At 41.7% G+C, this 18,885-nt stretch carries 17 protein-coding genes; 1 reads left to right on the top strand and 16 read right to left on the bottom strand.

The genetic code is table 11. From position 1 onward, the window contains the following. Position 1: 1 nt before the first annotated feature. The 15 genes from B2746_RS13375 to asnB form a co-directional block, all read right to left on the bottom strand. The gene (locus B2746_RS13375) at positions 2-532 is read right to left on the bottom strand and encodes a serine O-acetyltransferase (RefSeq protein ID WP_290794812.1); all 531 of its coding nucleotides are present in this window, start codon (positions 530-532) and stop codon (positions 2-4) included. Next, on the bottom strand, positions 529-1,818 hold the full coding sequence (locus B2746_RS13370; RefSeq protein ID WP_290794809.1) for a UDP-N-acetylglucosamine 1-carboxyvinyltransferase: 1,290 nt from the start codon (positions 1,816-1,818) through the stop codon (positions 529-531). The genes B2746_RS13375 and B2746_RS13370 overlap by 4 nt, the downstream gene beginning before the upstream one ends. Then, positions 1,769-2,833, bottom strand: a complete 1,065-nt coding sequence (locus B2746_RS13365; RefSeq protein WP_290794807.1) for an NAD-dependent epimerase — start codon at positions 2,831-2,833, stop codon at positions 1,769-1,771. The genes B2746_RS13370 and B2746_RS13365 overlap by 50 nt, the downstream gene beginning before the upstream one ends. Positions 2,834-2,848: 15 nt before the next feature. Beyond that, positions 2,849-5,224, bottom strand: a complete 2,376-nt coding sequence (locus B2746_RS13360) for a GumC family protein (RefSeq protein ID WP_290794805.1) — start codon at positions 5,222-5,224, stop codon at positions 2,849-2,851. A gap of 2 nt (positions 5,225-5,226) precedes the next feature. Next, positions 5,227-5,937 carry a polysaccharide biosynthesis/export family protein gene (locus tag B2746_RS13355; protein WP_290794802.1) on the bottom strand — a complete coding sequence of 237 codons (711 nt, stop codon included), beginning with the start codon at positions 5,935-5,937 and terminating at the stop codon, positions 5,227-5,229. 104 nt (positions 5,938-6,041) lie between these two features. Next, entirely contained in the window at positions 6,042-6,986 is a 945-nt protein-coding gene (locus B2746_RS13350) for an SDR family oxidoreductase (protein WP_290794797.1), read from the bottom strand. Between the two features lie 20 nt (positions 6,987-7,006). Then, positions 7,007-8,281: a nucleotide sugar dehydrogenase gene (locus B2746_RS13345; protein WP_290794794.1), complete on the bottom strand. Its 1,275-nt coding sequence runs from the start codon at positions 8,279-8,281 to the stop codon at positions 7,007-7,009. A 22-nt stretch (positions 8,282-8,303) separates the two neighbouring features. Next, complete coding sequence (locus B2746_RS13340) at positions 8,304-9,131, bottom strand: hypothetical protein (RefSeq protein ID WP_290794791.1); 828 nt, start codon at positions 9,129-9,131, stop codon at positions 8,304-8,306. 219 nt (positions 9,132-9,350) lie between these two features. Beyond that, positions 9,351-9,992 carry a response regulator transcription factor gene (locus tag B2746_RS13335; protein ID WP_290794789.1) on the bottom strand — a complete coding sequence of 214 codons (642 nt, stop codon included), beginning with the start codon at positions 9,990-9,992 and terminating at the stop codon, positions 9,351-9,353. Between the two features lie 66 nt (positions 9,993-10,058). Further along, positions 10,059-10,991: a GDP-L-fucose synthase gene (fcl, locus tag B2746_RS13330; protein ID WP_290794786.1), complete on the bottom strand. Its 933-nt coding sequence runs from the start codon at positions 10,989-10,991 to the stop codon at positions 10,059-10,061. 90 nt (positions 10,992-11,081) lie between these two features. After that, complete coding sequence (gene gmd / locus B2746_RS13325; RefSeq protein WP_290794783.1) at positions 11,082-12,197, bottom strand: GDP-mannose 4,6-dehydratase; 1,116 nt, start codon at positions 12,195-12,197, stop codon at positions 11,082-11,084. Positions 12,198-12,202: 5 nt separating this feature from the next. Continuing rightward, complete coding sequence (locus tag B2746_RS13320; protein WP_290794780.1) at positions 12,203-12,955, bottom strand: glycosyltransferase family 2 protein; 753 nt, start codon at positions 12,953-12,955, stop codon at positions 12,203-12,205. After that, positions 12,955-13,518, bottom strand: coding sequence for a WcaF family extracellular polysaccharide biosynthesis acetyltransferase (locus B2746_RS13315; protein WP_290794778.1), 564 nt, complete (start codon positions 13,516-13,518; stop codon positions 12,955-12,957). Before B2746_RS13315 ends, B2746_RS13320 begins: the two co-directional genes overlap by 1 nt. Next, complete coding sequence (locus B2746_RS13310) at positions 13,515-14,666, bottom strand: glycosyltransferase (RefSeq protein WP_290794775.1); 1,152 nt, start codon at positions 14,664-14,666, stop codon at positions 13,515-13,517. The genes B2746_RS13315 and B2746_RS13310 overlap by 4 nt, the downstream gene beginning before the upstream one ends. Continuing rightward, positions 14,656-16,509: an asparagine synthase (glutamine-hydrolyzing) gene (asnB, locus tag B2746_RS13305; RefSeq protein ID WP_290794772.1), complete on the bottom strand. Its 1,854-nt coding sequence runs from the start codon at positions 16,507-16,509 to the stop codon at positions 14,656-14,658. Before asnB ends, B2746_RS13310 begins: the two co-directional genes overlap by 11 nt. Positions 16,510-16,556: 47 nt before the next feature. Here asnB and B2746_RS13300 point away from each other — a divergent pair, with 47 nt between their 5' ends. After that, positions 16,557-17,900: an O-antigen ligase family protein gene (locus tag B2746_RS13300; RefSeq protein ID WP_290794769.1), complete on the top strand. Its 1,344-nt coding sequence runs from the start codon at positions 16,557-16,559 to the stop codon at positions 17,898-17,900. On the opposite strand, the gene B2746_RS13295 is transcribed toward B2746_RS13300, so the two are convergent. Next, a complete protein-coding gene (locus B2746_RS13295) occupies positions 17,840-18,880 on the bottom strand; it encodes a glycosyltransferase family 4 protein (RefSeq protein ID WP_290794766.1) in 1,041 nt (346 codons plus the stop codon). The genes B2746_RS13300 and B2746_RS13295 overlap by 61 nt on opposite strands. Positions 18,881-18,885: the final 5 nt, after the last annotated feature.

Here is an 18,885-nt window from a genome sequence, read left to right as displayed (position 1 = left end):
ACTATTTCATCAAAATTTTAGCCGGGATACCTACTGCAGTTGAATCAGGAGGAACATTAATGTTCACAACTGCATTAGCACCTACTACAGCATTTTCTCCAATTACCACCCCTCCAATAATTTTCGCTCCTGCAAATATTTTTACGCCATTTTCCACCACTGGATAATTCATTTTATCGCCCTTCTTCCCATGACTTCCCAGCGTTACTTGTTGAAATAACATAACATTATCTCCAATTATGACACCATCACCAATTACAATTCCTATAGGGTGTGGCAATCGTAAGTTTCGTCCAATAATTGCATTATAAGATATGTCACATCCTCTTTTTGAAATCAACTTGTATTTATAATAGGACGAAATTTGACGAATAATAAAAGAATTACTTTGAAAACAAAATTTTCCAATTCTATGATTCAATAATACACGAAACCTGGCGCTGTAAAAATAGTTGATGAAAAATGCTTTAATATTAAAAGATTGATTTGGCAGATCTCCCTTTATTTCACTTAGCAAACAAGAAAATTTCATATTTTAAAATTAACCTGTAAAGCAGATAGTTTTTGGGTTAAATTTTCATATCCTCTTTGAATTTGCCAATCATTTTCAATACTTGTTTCACCTTCAGCGGTAAGTCCTGCCAAAAGTAAGGCAATTCCAGCCCTTAAATCCAAAGCTTCTACTTTTGTCCCAATTAATTCATTTCCTCCAGTTATTACTAACATATCACCATCAACATGGTATTCCACGCCCATTTTTTTTAATTCATTTACATAACCATAACGACCGGGAAATCTTAGATCAATTATTTTAGAATGGCCTGTACTCATTGCACCATAAACAGCAAATAATGGTTGCATATCAGAGTTTATTCCAGGATATGGGCCAGTACTTATCTCAATTGGGTATGGAGTTCCGCCGTGCACTATTAATGATGACTCACCTTTGTAATACTTCATTCCGCTTTCGCGAAGGAAACATAGAGGTACTTCTAAGTGGGAATACGGGAAATTTTCAATTTCTACATCACCATTAGTAATTACAGAAGCAATGGCCCAAGTAAGAGCTTCCATATTATCTGGAATAACAGAATGCCTAGTACCATTTAATCCTTCAACCCCATAAACCTCAATACATTTTTGTCCATAAACTTTAATTTTAGCTCCCATAGAATTTAACATATCAATGAGATCTAAAATTTCTGGACGAATGTGAGGATTCCAAATTATGGTTTTACCAATTGCCAAGCTTCCCATAATTATGGAATTTTCTGTAGCGCCAGTAGAACGAATAGGTAAAAAAATTTCATTGCCAATTAAGCGTCCTTTAGATTTTGCACATAAATATCCATCTTCCTCCCATACATCTGCTCCCAATGTTTTTAATGCATTTACGTGTAGATCATACTTCCTGTCACCCAAATTACATCCGCCAGGCAAAGGTACTCTTCCTTCTGAGAGCCGAGCTGTTAAGGCTCCAAGTATCAAAAGTGTGTTTCGAATTGACCTATCATTCCAAACTAATTGAGAGTTTAAGTTTTGATGTTCTGTTATTGTAATTGTATCACCCGATATTATATAATCTTTTCCCAATGCTTTCAACATTTCTAAATGTATTGCAACATCAAGCAAGCCGTTTGGGAAATTGTTTATTTCGATTCTTTCACTTGTCAAAAGTGATGCAGCTAGTAAACGTAAAGCACTATTCTTTGCACCACTAACTTTGACAGTACCTGTAAGCTTGGATTTAGAAACAGAAATCATTAATTTATTTTTTATTGAAGTATTCTTTGTACCAATTAACAAATTCCAATACACCTTCCTGAATTGTAGTAGTAGGAATATAGTTAACTGCCTCGGCTAAATCACTCATATCAGCATGCGTTGCAACTACATCACCTGGTTGCATAGGGAGGTAATTTTTCTTTGCCGTTTTTTCAAGTGCATTTTCAATTGCATTAATATATTCCATTAAACTTACTGAGTTTGAATTACCAATATTGAAAATCTTATATGGGGCACTTGAACTAGAAGGATCAGCAATTTTTGAGTCCCAACAAACGTTCGATTTAGGAATTCTTTGACTGATTCTAAAAACCCCTTCAACTATGTCAGAAACATATGTAAAATCCCTAAACATTTGTCCATTATTATAAATATTTATAGGCTTATCGGACAAAATTGCGTCTGTAAATAAAAAAAGAGCCATATCTGGTCTACCCCATGGACCGTAAACTGTAAAAAATCTTAAGCCAGTTGTTGGGAGGGAATATAAATGACTATATGAATGAGCCATCATCTCATTAGCTTTTTTTGTTGCAGCATATAAACTTACTGGATGATTAGCACCATTATGAGGAGAAAATGGCATTTCTGAATTGAGACCATATACACTTGATGTACTTGCATATACCAAATGTTTTACATTGGTTTGACGACAACCTTCAAGAACATTTATAAATCCAGAAACATTACTATCTACATATACAAATGGATTTTCTACGGAATACCTAACACCTGCTTGAGCTGCTAGATTTACTACAACATCAAACATTTGTTCATTAAACAAATTAAATATTTCTGCCCTATCACAAAGATCCATTTTAAAGAATAGAAAATCGTAGGATGTAGACTTAGCTGGGATATTATAAGTCTCTTCATTAATATCAATGCCCAATTTTTGTAATCTTGACAATTTTAATCCAACCTCATAATAATCATTCAAATTATCAATACCAATAACTTGCCATCCATTTTCTAAAAATTTTTTTGTTGTATGGTATCCTATAAAACCTGCTGCACCCGTAATTAGTACCTTTTTCGAATGTTCCATTTGGCAAAGAAGTGTTTAATTATTTTTTTTAAGTCTGAAAAATCTTAAAATTTTCCTTAAAAGAGTATTTTTTGATTTATCATTTTGTAAATAACCTAATCCATATCCATATCCATACCCATATCCATATGAATTACTAATCAACTTATGCAATGGAATAGCATTAAATATTAAATTTATAGGAGGGAAATGCCCTTTATCGATTAGCCGGCTAATTAAATCTCTAATACTTCGATCAGTGTAATTGTATCTAACAACAAAAAAACAAACATCTGCTAATCTTCCTAAAACTCTAGAGTCTGTTACAATACCGACGGGAGGAGAGTCTAGCAAAATATAGTCAAATCGATCTTTTAGCTCATCAATCATCTTCTCCATTTTATCTGATAATAACAATTCAGCAGGATTAGGTGGAAGTGGCCCAGAACCTATCACAAATAAACCATCAACTCCTTTTACTGGTTGAATTATTTCATCAACTTCATTAACTCCTATTAAATAGTTTGACACCCCATTAGTACGAGGCATCGATAAATATTGAAGTAATTTTGGCTTCCTTAGATCTAATTCTAGCAATACAACTTTTTTTCCTGTCAGTACTAGACTTGCAGCTAAATTTATCGAAACAAATGTTTTTCCTTCTCCACTTTTTGATGATGTAAATAAGATTGCTTGAGACTTTCCAGATCTAGGCAAAAAAGCTAGATTTGTCCTTATTTCCCTAAACTGTTCAGTAATAATATCATTTCTATTCTCAAGAACTACTAATCTGTTTTTATTCCCATCATCAACTAGTTGAAGTTCACCTAAAATTGGTTGTCTTAAAACTTCTTCAAGCTCCTTACGATATCTAAACTTTGAATTTAAAAACTCTTTTAAAAAAACGTAGAAAGCAAAAATTAATGTCCATATAAACAAGCCGAAAATAGTTATAATCATCCTTTTGGGCTTCTGAACACCCATGTCTTGCGGCTGATCAATAACTCGGTTATTTGGAACGATAGAAGCTGATTGAATCGCTGCTTCCTCACGTTTCTCCAGCAAGTAAGTATAAATTGTATTCTTTATTGATTGTTGTCTACTAATATCGAGCAACATTCTTTCTTTTTTGGGAATGTTTTTTAATGCCGTCTCTCTTTGGCTTACAAAGGCTTTTAAGCGTATTTTATTGGCCTGAAATGATCTTTCCAGATTTGAAATACTTTCCAGAATACTTGGCCGTAATTTCTGAATTTGATTATCAATAACCTCCAACTGTGGATTTTTCTTGCCTGACAATTGACTTATCTTTTCATACTCAAACTCAGCTTGGAAGAGTTGTGTTAATAGAGTTTGAAGTAATGGATCATTTAAACCTAATGTTGCCGGCACTGGAGTTTTATCGCTGTTTCTCTTCAATACATAATTCCGCAAGCCTTCTAAAACTTTAAGCTGCACCTCTATTTTCGAAAGCTCTTGATCAAACTCACTAACTTGATTCAAGAATAAACTTCCTTCAGTTGACAAATCAATTACTCCTTCCTTAACCTTAAAACCCTCTAAATCTTTTTCAACACTATTTAATTCCTGTGATAATAATAAAAGCCTGTCGTCAATAAATTTTAAAGTATTTTGAGCAATCCGTCTTTTGAATTCAACATAATTCGAACTATAAACATCAACAATAGTGTTTAAAATATCAATGCCACGAGTAGTTTTATTGTCCAAATAATTTAGATCAATAATGGAGGATTGACTGCTAATCGGTACGATTTGAAGATTATTTTTCAAATTTCTAACCGCTGAGTTAAGTGGAGTAATTTCAAGCCCAATTATATCAAATGCTGCTGGTAAAGAGTCGAGGCCCCACTGTGCTAGACCAAATGGAGTTTGAACAATAGTGTCCACTAAATATCTTTTACCCAAATATTCAACTGTTTTTTCATCTATAATTTCAACATTCCCAAAAAAAGTCTCATCAAAACTTTCTGGTTGAAATAATTTTAAAGATATTGGTCCTGCAAGATTATATAATTCAGCAGCTTTTAATTTCCCCTCGAATGTAAATCTAACTTGAAGTGAGAGTCTTTTGACAACTTCTCCGAGAAGTGTTCGGGATTGTAGTATTTGTACCTCTTTTTCAGCTTGACTTGGGAATGGACCTCCTCCATATTGAAAATTTAACAAATCAGTATTGCTTCTTTGTAAATCATCGTCGTTGACAATAATTCTGCTTTGTATTTTATACATCTTCGTTGAATATCTTAGATATATAAAAGTAGTTGCCAATGCTACTAAAAGACCTAGGAAAAATAGTGGCCAATAAGGAACTATTCTTCGAACAAAAGCTTCAATCCCAATATTTTCACTTGAATCATTTATACTCTTTGACGAATAGTTGTTTTCTACCACTTCTATTTGTTTAAACTTAAAATAATTGCGAGGATTGATAAGCTTCCTGCTGCCAGTGATATAAATTGAGGCAACCTTTCGCGGGCAAAAAACTTTGCTGGCGCTGGTTCAACATATACAACATCATTTGTTTTCAAATAATAAAATGGCGAGTTAAAAATATCACTTGAAAGCAAATTTACTCTGCCATAAATTCTTTTACCATCTACCTCTCTAATTACCATCACTGATTCTCTTTTTCCCATAACCGTCAAATCTCCAGACATTCCTATTGCCTCCAATATTGTCAATCTTTCGTTCGGTAATACAATAATCCCTGGTCTTAAAACCTCACCCATTACTGTTATGCGATAATTCATAAATCGTACATTAACCACAGGATCCTTTGTGAAATCTCTAAATGAAATCGTCAATTTTTCTTCTAGTTCTTTCCTTGTCAAACCATCTGCTTCAATTTTACCAATGTATGGCACTTTTATCATACCATCTGCTTCAACCAAATATCCAAATACCTGACCTGAACCACTCAATACTGCACCACTGACTCCAGATTGAGGAAAGCCTAAACCTGAGTTTAATGCTACCAAATCCTCGCTATTTGGACCACCAACAGTAATCCATAAAAGATCATTTTTCTGAATTTTTGATTCAAATTCTACCTGAGCTTTTGCTTTTAATGAGTCCAAAGTACTATTGTTATTCAAGTCATTCATGTAGATCATTTGCTTTGAAGATGTACATGAAGCAAAAAAAAATAGAAGAACAATGTTAAATATCTGTATTCGAAAATTCATACTAAAGATTTGGTTTGCAGAGTTTAGGTTGTTTTGTACCAGTGAACTGTAGTCTTTAAACCAACTTCAACTGGCACCAAATTAGAATAATCGATACTGTTTTCAATAGAATTTATCATTGCAAGAGACTGCAGAATATCACCTTTACGTACAGGTCCGTATTCAGGCTTAACAGATGTACTTGTAATCTTTGCAATTATTGACCAGAGCTCATTTAAACTTGTTGAACTTCCACAAGCAACATTAAATACTTTATGGTTTGGATTTTGAAGGTTTAACATCGCATTCAAATTCGCTTTCACCACATTTGAGATGTAGGTAAAGTCCCGAGTTATGCTTCCATCTCCATTAATTTTTGGAGAGGTTCCTTCCAATGCTGCTTTGATAAATAATGGTATCACTGCCGCATATGGTCCATTCGGATCCTGGCGGGGGCCAAAGACATTAAAGTAACGGAAACCTACCAGTTGAATTCCATAAGTCTTGGCATACACTTCAGCATATAACTCATTTGCCATCTTTGTAGCAGCATAGGGAGACAATAACTTGCCCGTACGCTCTTCTACTTTTGGACTATCAGCCAAATCGCCATAAACCGAAGAGGAAGATGCATACACCATTTTCTTAACCCCGAACTTCCGTACGGCTTCCAGTATATTCAAAAAACCATTCACATTTACATTATGCGATGTGATGGGATCCTGAATACTTCTGGGCACAGAACCCAGCGCAGCCTGGTGACAAACCGCATCAACCCCCTCTACCGCTTTCTCACAATCCTCAACAGAACGGATATCTCCTTCAATTAAACTGAATTTGGGATTCTCAAAAAATGGCTCCAAATTTTTCCTGTGTCCGGTACTGAAATTATCCAGCACTCTAACCTTCTCAATATCCTCCCGCACCAATAAATTCTCCACAATATGACTTCCTATAAATCCGGCTCCCCCTGTTACTAAAATTTTCATCCTTTCGTTTAATTGTATAATTATAATCTGGCATCAGCAACACCTACCGGTAAAGCTGCTTTTACATCGTATAAAACGCCGTTTTCTTTCAAACGGCCTCTCCAGTTTTCTCCGTTTAAAAACTGTTTATGCGCAACAGCTAAAATCACGCCATCATAGCCCTGGCCCAGTTCCGATGAATCGGTAAAGATATCGTATCCATATTCATGCACCACTTCGGCCTTGCTTGCCCAGGGATCGTAAATATCTACTTCCACCCCCTGATCCTGCAGGTGATGAATGATATCCACTACCTTGGTATTGCGGATATCCGGACAGTTTTCCTTAAAGGTCAGCCCCAGTACCAGCACTTTTGCTCCAACCACCGGTAAGGCCCGGCGGTTCAACTGACGGATCACCTGTAATACCACATATTCGCCCATGCCATCATTGATCCGACGGCCGGCCAGTATAATCTCCGGATGATAACCTGTTTCCTGCGCCTTCTGCGCCAGGTAATAGGGGTCTACTCCTATACAATGTCCGCCTACCAGACCCGGTTGAAATGGAAGAAAATTCCATTTGGTGCCCGCCGCTTCCAAAACCGCACGGGTATCTATATGCAGGCGGTTAAAGATCTTGGCCAACTCATTCACAAAGGCAATATTGATATCGCGCTGTGCATTCTCAATTACTTTGGCCGCTTCCGCCACCTTAATGGAAGCTGCCTGAAAAGTACCCGCCACTATAATGGCGCTGTACAAATCATTTACCTCGGCCGCCACTTCCGGCGTAGAACCCGAAGTAATCTTCCTGATTTTGGTCAGTGTTCTTTCCTTATCACCCGGATTAATCCGCTCCGGTGAATAACCCGCAAAAAAATCGGTATTAAACAACAAACCGCTTACCTTCTCGAGTACCGGAACACAATAGTCTTCGGTAACTCCCGGGTAAACGGTTGATTCATAAATAACGATATCGCCCTTCTTCAGTACTTTGCCCACTGTTTCACTTGCTTTTTTCAGCGGGGTCAGATCCGGCTGGTTGTATTTATCTACCGGCGTGGGTACTGTAACTATATAGTGTGTGCAATCTTTCAGGTCGTCCAGGGTAGCTGAAATAAGCAGCTTTCCTTTTACGGAAGCGAGGTCAGCTTCTGACACTTCCAGGGTATTGTCGGTTCCGTCCTTTAGTTCCTGTACTCTTTTTTCATTAATATCAAATCCTACGGTAGGGAATTTTTTGGCAAATTCAACTGCCAGCGGCAGACCCACATATCCGAGGCCTAATACCGCTACTTTTCTTTCTTTATTCATTGTTCAGGTTAATGCTTCTATTTTACTTATGCCAAATCGCTGTTTTCAGATCATTCAACCGGTTCTTTAATAATGCCAATGCCGGGAAATGAAAATCCTGTATCCCGGTTTCTGAAAGATATCCTGCAATCCCCCTCAACGCAGGTAATGCCTGCTCAAACCCTGTTAGTGCTGTACTGCCGGTTGACCAGGTTCCAAAACCAAGCAGGTACCTCAAATAATCCGTTGCTGCATCTCCACTTTGGCTGGCAGCCTTCGAGGTAATGGATCCGGGTGCCAGTATTCGCAGATATAATGGCTCCAGTTTGGATGTATAATAAACCGAAAGCCCACTATAATAAGGATGCCAGGCCTGACTATGATCCTGCACCAGCAAATAGGAATCCGGGTCAGCCGGGTCCATCAACTGAAATGCATGACTGGTTTTATGTGCCACGGTATTGGCCAGCCAATTTCTTTTTTGCTGCGAAACTTTACCCGTAACAATTTCAACAAAACTATGATACCGGTCAGCAATACAAGCCGCAGTTTCCTCTTTTACCCGCTCCAGCACCGTGGAAGAAATTAAATCATCATCATCCAACCTAATCAGATAATCGGGCTGTTTCGGCATAGAGCGAATAAACTCCATCGCATAACAGAGCTTTTTCCGTTTTTCCACCAGATCATGCTCCAAAAAATGAAATCTATCATCTCCAATTTCTTCCCACTCGCCAACAACCAGTACCTGCCAGTTGTTATATTCCTGGGTTTTTAACGATTGCAGGGTCTGTTGCCATAAAAATTCCCGGAAACCGGTCCTGAACTTTTTAGGAGTTCTTGGTATAATAAAGCAAAAATGGTTCTGCATTCGGAATAGCTTCGCCTCCTCAGTCACATTTCATGCAACCAGGGTAAGGTTAATACAAAGGAATATCGATTGGCTACCCGGTAGCCAGCATTGCTAGTAACCCCCTTAAATCTGGTGGAATTGAACTGGTTCCGGCATGCGTTTTTCGACCGTGCAAAAGTATTGCCACATATACCTTTAAAAACTACTCATATGAGTAATATTGAACAAAAGTACTATCTAAAAGCTCTTATTCAATACTTTGCTTATTAATTGACTCTTACTTTCGACGGATAACTTTTGATAGATTTTTTTGAGGTGGTGATTCACCGTATAAACCGACACAAACATCTTCTCTGCCAGCTCTTTATAGGTTAATCCCTCTTTTAATAGGAGCACCAGTTCCAGCTCCCTTTTGGTGAGTTTTTTAGCCAGCTGGTCCTCTACCCGGGCCCCCAGGTGGTGGATTACCCTTGCTGCTGCTTTTGGGGATAAGTAACCGCCATCCCTGCTAACATCTACTACGGCCCGGTACACTTCTGCCAACTGACCCGGTTTCACCAGAAAGCCATGCGCCCCCTGTTTGATGCTTTCCACTATGGCTTCCTGCCGGTCATCGCCCGAAATCACCAGGATTTTCACCAATGGAAAAGCCCGCCGAAGCAGGCCAATACCTTCTATTCCACCTTTTCCCGGTAATACCAGGTCCAGTAATACTACATCCGGATCATGCAGGTTGTCTCCTCCCGTTTCCCATTCTTCCAGACTCTGGTAGGTGAAAACAAGCTGGATATCATTGTAATGCGAGAAAAACTCCCGATAATTTTCCAGCAGGTAATTATTGTCTTCAATAATTCCGATTTTGATAAGGTCCCTGTTCATACTACTAAACTAAGGGATAATCGTACCAAACTCAAAATTGCTCTCGCCTATACCATTATATTTATATTATTTACCATGATTCTCAACAAACTCTGCATATACCTGGCGTAAACCATCGGCCAGTTCAATTTTATGCTTCCAGCCAAAGGAATGCAATTTACCCACATCCATCAGCTTTCTGGGTGTACCGTCGGGCTTGCTCAGGTCATGTTCAATGGTTCCCTCGTAGCCCACCACTTCCTGCACCAGGAGGGCAAGGTCCTTGATGGCGATATCATGGCCCACCCCAATATTTACCAGTCCGGGTTCATTGTATTCCTGAATCAAATAATAACAGGCATCGGCCAGGTCATCGGCATGCAGAAATTCACGGCGCGGGGTACCCGTACCCCAGATGGTTACCGATGGCGCATTGGCCAGTTTGGCTTCATGGAATTTGCGGATCAGGGCCGGCAATACATGGGAATTGTTTAAATCGTAATTATCATTGGGACCATATAAATTGGTCGGCATTACGGAAATAAAATTGCAGCCATACTGGCTCCGGTAGGCATCGCATAATTTTATACCCGCAATTTTTGCAATGGCATAGGGCTCATTGGTTGGCTCCAGTTCTCCGGTGAGCAGATACTCTTCCTTCAAAGGCTGAGGAGCCATTTTGGGATAAATACAGGAGGATCCTAAAAACAATAATTTCTTCACACCCTGCTGGTAACTGCTGTGGATGATATTGTTCTGGATCATCAGGTTATCATACAAAAACTCGCCCCGGAAGGTATTGTTGGCATGAATACCGCCTACTTTGGCCGCTGCCAGAAATACATAATCGGGCTTTTCGGCTGCAAAAAAATCAGCTACTGCCTGCTGGTTACGCAAGTCCAGCTGCGCTGATGTGCGGGTAATGAAATTGGTGAAGCCGGCAGCCTGGAGACGGCGCATGATTGCAGAGCCAACCATGCCGCGGTGGCCGGCGATGTAGATTTTGCTATTTAGATTCATGTTTGAAAGTAAAAAGTAGAAAGTAAAAAGTAAAAAGTGGTGAAAGGAGGTGAATATTCACCTATTTCACCTTATTCACTTCGTTCACAATTATTCAAATTGATTCTTTACGTAGTACCCACTCTCCTTTAGCAACTTTTCTTTTCGGAAGCTGTCTACATCGGCGGCTACCATTTCTTTTACCAGTCCGGCCAGGTCATATTTGGGTTTCCAGTTCAGCTTGGTTTGGGCCTTGGTTGGATCGCCGATTAGTAAGTCAACCTCTGTTGGACGATAATAACGCGGATCAACAGCTACCACTTCCCTGCCAATTTCGAGCTGGAAATCAGGATTGGAGCAGCTTACCACTTTGGCTACTTCGGCCGCTTCAGAACCGCTAAATTCCACTTCAATACCCACTTCGGCAAATGCCATGCGTACAAACTCCCGCACGGGGGTGGTTACCCCTGTTGCAATTACATAATCTTCGGGGACCTCCTGCTGCAGGATCCGCCACATGGCTTCCACATAGTCTTTTGCATGTCCCCAGTCGCGGCGGGCATTCAGGTTACCCAGGAAAATTTTATCCTGGAGTCCCAGTGCAATTTTGGCAACCCCGCGGGTGATTTTGCGGGTTACAAAGGTTTCTCCGCGCAGGGGCGATTCGTGGTTGAAGAGGATTCCGTTTACCGCAAACATGCCATAGGCTTCGCGGTAGTTCACCGTAATCCAGTAGCCGTAGATTTTGGCAACGGCATAGGGAGAACGGGGATAAAACGGGGTGGTTTCACTCTGGGGAACGGCCTGTACCAGTCCGTATAATTCAGAAGTGGAGGCCTGGTACACTTTTGTTTTTTTGGTTAGTCCGAGTAAACGAACAGCTTCCAGTATGCGAAGGGTACCAATACCATCGGCATTGGCGGTATATTCGGGGGTTTCAAAACTCACGTGCACATGGCTCATGGCCGCGAGGTTATAGATTTCGTCGGGCTGGGTTTCCTGAATAATGCGGATCAGGTTGGTACTATCGGTAAGGTCACCATAATGCAGGTGCAGGCGCACATTTTTTTCGTGCGGATCCTGGTAGAGGTGATCAATCCGATCGGTATTAAAAAGGGAAGCACGGCGTTTGATACCATGTACGATATACCCTTTTTCCAATAAAAGTTCAGCGAGGTAGGCGCCGTCCTGGCCGGTGATTCCTGTTACTAAAGCTACTTTCGACATATTTACTATTTGATAAGGAATTGTCCAATTTTTCTAAACGGTTTCAAAGGTATGGTAAAAAAATACGGAGTCAAACCGTTCACATCCCAGGCCCGCCGGTCTTCGCGGTTGGCTTTCCAGCGATTTCTGATACTCGCGTTGCTTTGTCCCCCCATCCGCATCTTAACGGCTAATTCCGGAAGATAGACTGTTGGGGCATTGAATCGTACCAAAAAGCGCAACATCAATTCATAATCGGCGGAATACCGGAAACTGGTATCAAAAACGCCGTATTGCTCATACAATTGTCTTTTTACAAAAAAACTGGGGTGCGGGGGCATCCAGCCGTAATAAAATAATTGCGAATCATAGGCGCCGGCTTTCCAGTTGCGTACTATGCGGGAAGTATTGGACACATCCACATATTGCAGATCTGCATACACTGCCAGGGTGGAAGGGTCTTCAAAAGCGGCCACTATTTTTTCAATAATATCGGGTTGTGCATAAAAATCATCGCTGTTGAGTATGGCAATGATATCGCCTTTTGCCAGTTTGATTCCCTTGTTCATGGCATCATAAATGCCTTTGTCGGGCTCTGATACAAAACACGCTATATGCGGATAGCGGGCTGCTATCGATCCTGTAGAATCGGTGGAAGCACCGTCAATAATCAGGTGTTCTATATTCCGATAGCTTTGTTTTGCCACACTATCCAGGGTATCAGAAAGGGTGGCGGCACTATTATAAGTTGCCGTAATAATTGTTACCAGGGGTTCCATCAGAGTACAGATATCGTTCTTTTTTTAATAGCAAGTGCAGGATTGCCCTGATAAATTGTAAAGGCTTCCAGGTTTCGGGTAGCGATGGAGCCGGCGGTCAACACACTGTGAGAAAAACAGGTGATGCCGGGACAAACAATGGCTTTGGCCCCGATCCACACCCCCTCTTCCAGAATGATGGGAGCAACCAGGAGGTCGAAGGCGGGTTTGGAATAATTATGGTTTCCGGTTAAAAGATAGGCGCCCTGGGAGAGGCATGCATGGGCCCCGATTTGTACGGTGGTAAGGTTATCGATCCAGACCCCTTCGCCAATCCAGCTGAAATGGCCCACCGTTAATAACCAGGGATATTTGATTTGCACCCGGGGTTTGATGACCACGCCTTTTCCAATTTTGGCACCAAAGGCTTTGAGCAGGGCCCGTTTAAAGGAAGATACCGGCAACCAGGCACTTTCAAAAAAAACCAGGCTGGTATAATACCAGAGCAGGCGTTTCCAGGCGGGTGCTCCGATGGTGGGCGGGTACCAGTTATTGTTATATTTTGCTAAATCGGTTGTACTCATGAAAAAAGGGTGCTGTATTTTTCCCGGAAGCCGGCATTGCTTATGTAAGATGAAGCCAGTTGCCGGGCTGCATCTGACCATTCTATATACCCGGCCTGATCCATTGCTGCCAGTTGATCCAGTGCGTTCCAATAACGGTCTTTCTGATCCAAAGGTATATCCCATCCGGCTTTTTGTTCTGCCAGCTGCTGCCAGGGGGTTCGATTGCTGATGAGCACGGGTTTGCCGGATTCGAGTGCTTCAAAGATAGCGTGACCAAAATTTTCGCCGAGGGTGGGCAACACAAAAGCATGGTAACCCGACAATACGGAAAAGACTTCTTTATTATTAATTGGGCCATGGAATTTCACCTCTTGATTTGCCGGTAATTTATCAGCCAATGCTTTACATTGGTTTACATAAGAAGGTTCATCCGCATCGCCATAAATACCCAGTTGCAGGGTGGCGGGGTTGGTCCAGCCGGCCAGCAGTTCCAGCAAAAAATGCAGGTTTTTTTTGGGATGGATTCTTGAAATAAAAACCAGTTTCAGTACACCGGGTTCTTTTGGTGCTGCGGGGAATTGTTGTTGCAGACGGTGCGGAATATTTTCAGCCAGTACTACCATCGCCCCGGGGAAATGAGTGGTAATATCTTTTAGTTCCTGCTGATCGGTGGCCTGAAAGCGGATGAATTTATGCCAGCCCAGCCAGCGAAATGCCTGCAGAAAGATTTTCTTTTTGGTTGCTTTGAGTTGGAGTGCGCCGGCCTGCAGCATGCCGCGGGGAGCGAGTACAATGAGGGGTTTTGCCTGCAATTGCGAGAGCACATAAAGGGGCAACAGCGTTAATCGAACCGAAAACATACTGTTGAAATAAACGGTCTGCGGCCTCAGCTTTTTCAGCATCTCCCGTATAAAACGGGCAGTTAATTGAGCGTTGGGTGCATACCAGACCAATTCGCCCGCCTCGCCGGTATTCCATTCGTTCAATTGTACGGATGGATAGGGTGCTGTTTCACCCAGGTCGCGGTCTGAGCAAATCACATAAAATTTATATTGATCAGATAGAAAACGAACCAGGTTAACGCAGGATTGAATGGGTCCCCCGGCTTTGTATCCGGGAAAATACCAGTCAGAAAAAACGAGCAGTACGGGTTTATCAGTGTCCATTTTTGTTGAGCCAGTGTGATAAGATTACAAATAACCAGATTTCCATCCAGCGGATGGAGGGGTCTCCTTTTTGGAATTGCTGCCATTGGTGCAGGAGGGCTTTTCCGTTTATGAAATTGCGATCGGCCATTTCTTTGAGTCGGGTTTCGCAAAAACCATGCAGGGTTGTTTTCATCCATTTTTCCCAGGGAAAAACAAAGCCCTGTTTTTTGCGGTGTACAATTTCAGGCGGCAGGAGATTGCCCAGTGATTCCACCAGCAATTGTTTGGGGTACTGCGGTTCTTTGATGGCATCGGGCACCTGAATCAGGTATTCAATGAGTTCATGATCAAAAAAAGGTTCGCGTACTTCGAGTGATACGGCCATGCTCATCTGGTCGGTATCTTTCAGGAGGGTGTATTGGGTATAACCTAAATATTCAGCGATGGATACCTGTGCGTAGATTGGAAAATTCTTTAGTTCCGGGATTTCTTCGAGTGCTTTTTGTACGGGATCTTTTTCCTGACAGGGCAGGTTCAGGAAGGAATCAAATGCAGCCGGCGTGGTTATTTGCCGGAAGAGCGGATAGAGATTGGCGATCTCCAGTTTTTTCAGTTGTAATAACTGACGGATCCGATCCTTTCTGCTGGTGCCCCCTCCCATTGCAAGGGCAGCCAGTGCGCGAACCGGTTGGGTGATTGGCCAGCCAGGCTGGTATCGTTTCAGTTTTTTATACTGATGAAAAAAGGGATAACCTGCGAAGAGTTCATCGCCCCCGATTCCGGAAAGGGCAACGGTGATACCTGCATCGCGGATAGCTTTTGACACCACATAACTGTTGATGCCATCGCCACTGGGGGTATCCATGGCATTTAGGGCGGGCAACAGGTTATCGAGCATATATTCGGGCTTTTGCAATATCGTATGGTGGTGGGTGTTAAACTTTTTTGCCACCATTTCTGCATAGGCCGATTCATCAAATTCTTTTTCCGTAAAACTGATATTGAAGGTTTCCGGCGGGCGGCTGCTTACTTCTGACATGAGGGCAACAACGGCGCTGGAGTCGATGCCGCCGGAAAGAAAAGCACCCACCGGAACATCACTGACGAGGCGTTGTTCCACTGCAGTTTGGAGCAGGCGACGGATGGTACTGTGGGCTTCGCTTTTTGTTTTGGGAATTGCTACGGGTGATGGTTCCTGAATTTTCCACCAGGAGCCGGTGCTGATGGAGCCGTTTTTTATTTTCATCCAGCAACCGGCTTTAAGTTCTTTTATGCCGTTGATGATGGTATTTTCTCCGGGTACAGACTGATAGCGGAAATAACCAGCCAGTGCCTGCAGGTTCAATTCGTTTTTAACGAGGCCGCTTGCCAGGATGGAATTTATTTCAGAGGCGAAAAGAAAATTATTTTCCTGTTGTGCATAATAGAGAGGTTTCACCCCGAGGCGGTCGCGAACCAGCCAGAGTGCTTCATCCTGGCGGTCCCAGATCGCGAAAGCAAACATGCCTTTGAATTTTGGAAGGGCGTTGAGTTGCCATCGGCTCCAGGCTTCCATGAGCACTTCGGTATCGCCGGTGCTTTTGAAGGAATGGTCTTTTATTTGGGATTTTACTTCCTGGAAATTATAGAGTTCACCATTGAAGACCATGTGGTAACGGCCGTTGGCACTGGTATAGGGTTGATTGCCGGCGGGTGATAAATCGATAATGGAGAGGCGGCGATGACCGAGTGCAATGGGGCCATCGGTAAAATGTCCGTCTGCATCGGGTCCGCGATGCGCCATGGCATGGGTCATAACCTGAATGGTTGAATGCAGGTTGGCACTGCCTTTAAACTGAAGAATGCCTGCTATGCCACACATTTATTGGTAAGTTGAATAACAAATAGATTTAATTTGCAAGACTAAGCATGAAAACGAAGAAAGACAAATTGGATATACCGCAGAAGCTGGGATTGCTATGTATCTTTTCTGTTTTCCTGGATAAAGCAATCAGGGGCGGCGGATTGCCATTTGACTTTTATTATTATTATCCGATTTTTTTGATTTTTCTGATTTCATTGCCGGTAAAAGGTATTGCCATTGTGATGCCGCCGCGTTGGTTTAATATCGGTTTATTGGTAATCATTCTAAGTGGTGTATTGGTAACTGCGTATAAGGGAATATTGGGATTCGAGCTTATAAAGCAGGTATTTGGGATTTTATTTACTGCAATCACGTATTATAATGTGATACGGGTTTTCAAATTTGATGCGAGCCGGATTTTTAATTATTACCTTGTTTTAGCATTCTGGGTGGCTTTACATGGAGTAATTGACAACCTGCTTCATATTGGGGGCATTCATCTTACCAAAGCATTGCCGGATGGTCCTTTTCAGTACCGGGAATATGGAATAATGGGAGAGCCATTTTACCTTGCCATGGCCATAACGCCTGCTATTGTTTATTATACCTGTTATTTTAAGCGTACCTGGCATACGGCCAAATTTAAATACCTGGTTTTACTGGCCTGTTATCTGGTAACGTATTCATCAACTGCGGTGATGGGAATTGGGCTGGCTGCTTTTTTCAGTTTATATATCAATGATTTTTTCAACCTCAGAAGAAACCGGATAATTTTTGCGCCCTTGTTTCTGGCACCGGTTGCTTTGCTGGTATACTATCTGATTGAAAATGTGGACCTGATCAATAAACGATACAACGATACCACTTCTCTGTTTCTTTCGCCTGAAATTGATGTGAAGGAGGCGGGCAAATCAAATTCCAGCACCTTCGCCTTGTATTCCAATTATGTTATTGCGCGTGATTCTTTTCTTGACAATCCATTGTTTGGATCAGGATTAGGATCACATCCGCTGATTTATGAAAAAACATTTCTGAAATACTTTCCACCCGATTATCTGAAAGGGTATGGAGCCCAGAATCAACAGGATGCGAACTCCCGTTTTATTCGTTTGATGTCTGAGACGGGACTTGTTGGACTCCTGCTCTTTCTTTCAGCGGTGTGGATGTTTTTTGCTCCTAAAGCAACCATCATAAATGAAAGCACCCGAAATCTGGGAGCAATCAACTATGCCATATTTGTTTATATCGTATTGGGGTTAATCAGGAATGGAAATTATATCAATGTAGGTTTCTTCCTGTTTTTCTTTTTATATTATGTCACTTATAAGCTGCTGACATTTAAAAAGGGTCAGGCTTCCAGCAGGCGGGTGGCCCAGGTATCTGGAGTCAACCGGCTGGCGAGGGTTTGACTATTGGCTGCCATCTTCAATAAATCCTGATTGCTTTTTTTGCCCAATTCCTTCAGCACTTTTACAATAGCAGCGGGTTGATTGGATTCAACCAGCCAGCCGTTTTCAGGTCTCAAAAATGCTTCTCCTGCACCAACCTGTTTACTTAAGATCAGTGGATAGGAAGCTGCAGCAAATTCCTGCACTACCACACCCCAGGGTTCAAAATGGCTTAACAGGATAAATACGCCTGTTTTTTCAATTATGGATGGCCAGTCCTGTTTTTGAACAAAGCCGAGGTGTTTAATTTTGGGATGATGAACACGTTGATCAAATTCTTTTCCGGCACCTGCGCACCAGAGTTCCCATTCGTTGGGTTGTTCTTCCTGCCATTGCAGGAAGGCCGACCATAATTCCTGGTAGCCTTTGGCGGGGATATAACGGGCAACACAGAGCAGCACTTTGGGGAATGCTTTTTCTTTCCTGCTCTTAACTGCTTCGGCAAGTTGAACAAAGCGATCAACATCGCAGGTATAAAATCCGGTCATAATGGATTGTTCCGGAAAACCAAGCCGGATGGCATAGGCTTTCTGGGGGCTGCCGGGTACCCATATTTTACTGAACCATTTACTTAACCATACTTTACCGAGAATGGACATGAGTTGTTGTTTGAAACCTCCATTCCAATGATTGTCCAGGGTAATAATACAGGTGGCTTTTTTCGACCATTTTCTGCAGATCCGGAGATACCATTTATTAATCCAGCCACTGCAAACAATTTTATGCGGTTGGAATTTTGCAACCAGTTCTTCCAAAGCGGAATAGGTTGGGATGGAAGATAAATCATGCAGCATTGTTTTTGCTTCTTCATCAAAAGCAAAAGGCGCTTCAGGGTTAATAGGAAAATGTACCACCTTTATTTCTACCGACTGCTTTTTCAATGCCTGCAGACAGGCCATTGTGTATTCTGCTAATTCTGAGTATAAAAAGAGAATGCGCATGCGGG

It is taken from the genome of Flavihumibacter sp. UBA7668 (assembly GCF_002483205.1).
Taxonomy (GTDB): domain Bacteria; phylum Bacteroidota; class Bacteroidia; order Chitinophagales; family Chitinophagaceae; genus Flavihumibacter.
This window is presented reverse-complemented; position numbering and strand designations above follow the sequence as displayed.

Coding starts and splice junctions, on each gene's coding strand:
- B2746_RS13375 (WP_290794812.1), bottom strand. CDS start 532: ATGAAATTTTCTTGTTTGCTAAGTGAAATAAAGGGAGATCTGCCAAAT.
- B2746_RS13365 (WP_290794807.1), bottom strand. CDS start 2,833: ATGGAACATTCGAAAAAGGTACTAATTACGGGTGCAGCAGGTTTTATA.
- B2746_RS13355 (WP_290794802.1), bottom strand. CDS start 5,937: ATGAATGACTTGAATAACAATAGTACTTTGGACTCATTAAAAGCAAAA.
- B2746_RS13350 (WP_290794797.1), bottom strand. CDS start 6,986: ATGAAAATTTTAGTAACAGGGGGAGCCGGATTTATAGGAAGTCATATT.
- B2746_RS13345 (WP_290794794.1), bottom strand. CDS start 8,281: ATGAATAAAGAAAGAAAAGTAGCGGTATTAGGCCTCGGATATGTGGGT.
- B2746_RS13340 (WP_290794791.1), bottom strand. CDS start 9,131: ATGCAGAACCATTTTTGCTTTATTATACCAAGAACTCCTAAAAAGTTC.
- B2746_RS13335 (WP_290794789.1), bottom strand. CDS start 9,992: ATGAACAGGGACCTTATCAAAATCGGAATTATTGAAGACAATAATTAC.
- fcl (WP_290794786.1), bottom strand. CDS start 10,991: ATGAATCTAAATAGCAAAATCTACATCGCCGGCCACCGCGGCATGGTT.
- gmd (WP_290794783.1), bottom strand. CDS start 12,197: ATGTCGAAAGTAGCTTTAGTAACAGGAATCACCGGCCAGGACGGCGCC.
- B2746_RS13320 (WP_290794780.1), bottom strand. CDS start 12,955: ATGGAACCCCTGGTAACAATTATTACGGCAACTTATAATAGTGCCGCC.
- B2746_RS13315 (WP_290794778.1), bottom strand. CDS start 13,518: ATGAGTACAACCGATTTAGCAAAATATAACAATAACTGGTACCCGCCC.
- B2746_RS13310 (WP_290794775.1), bottom strand. CDS start 14,666: ATGGACACTGATAAACCCGTACTGCTCGTTTTTTCTGACTGGTATTTT.
- asnB (WP_290794772.1), bottom strand. CDS start 16,509: ATGTGTGGCATAGCAGGCATTCTTCAGTTTAAAGGCAGTGCCAACCTG.
- B2746_RS13300 (WP_290794769.1), top strand. CDS start 16,557: ATGAAAACGAAGAAAGACAAATTGGATATACCGCAGAAGCTGGGATTG.
- B2746_RS13295 (WP_290794766.1), bottom strand. CDS start 18,880: ATGCGCATTCTCTTTTTATACTCAGAATTAGCAGAATACACAATGGCC.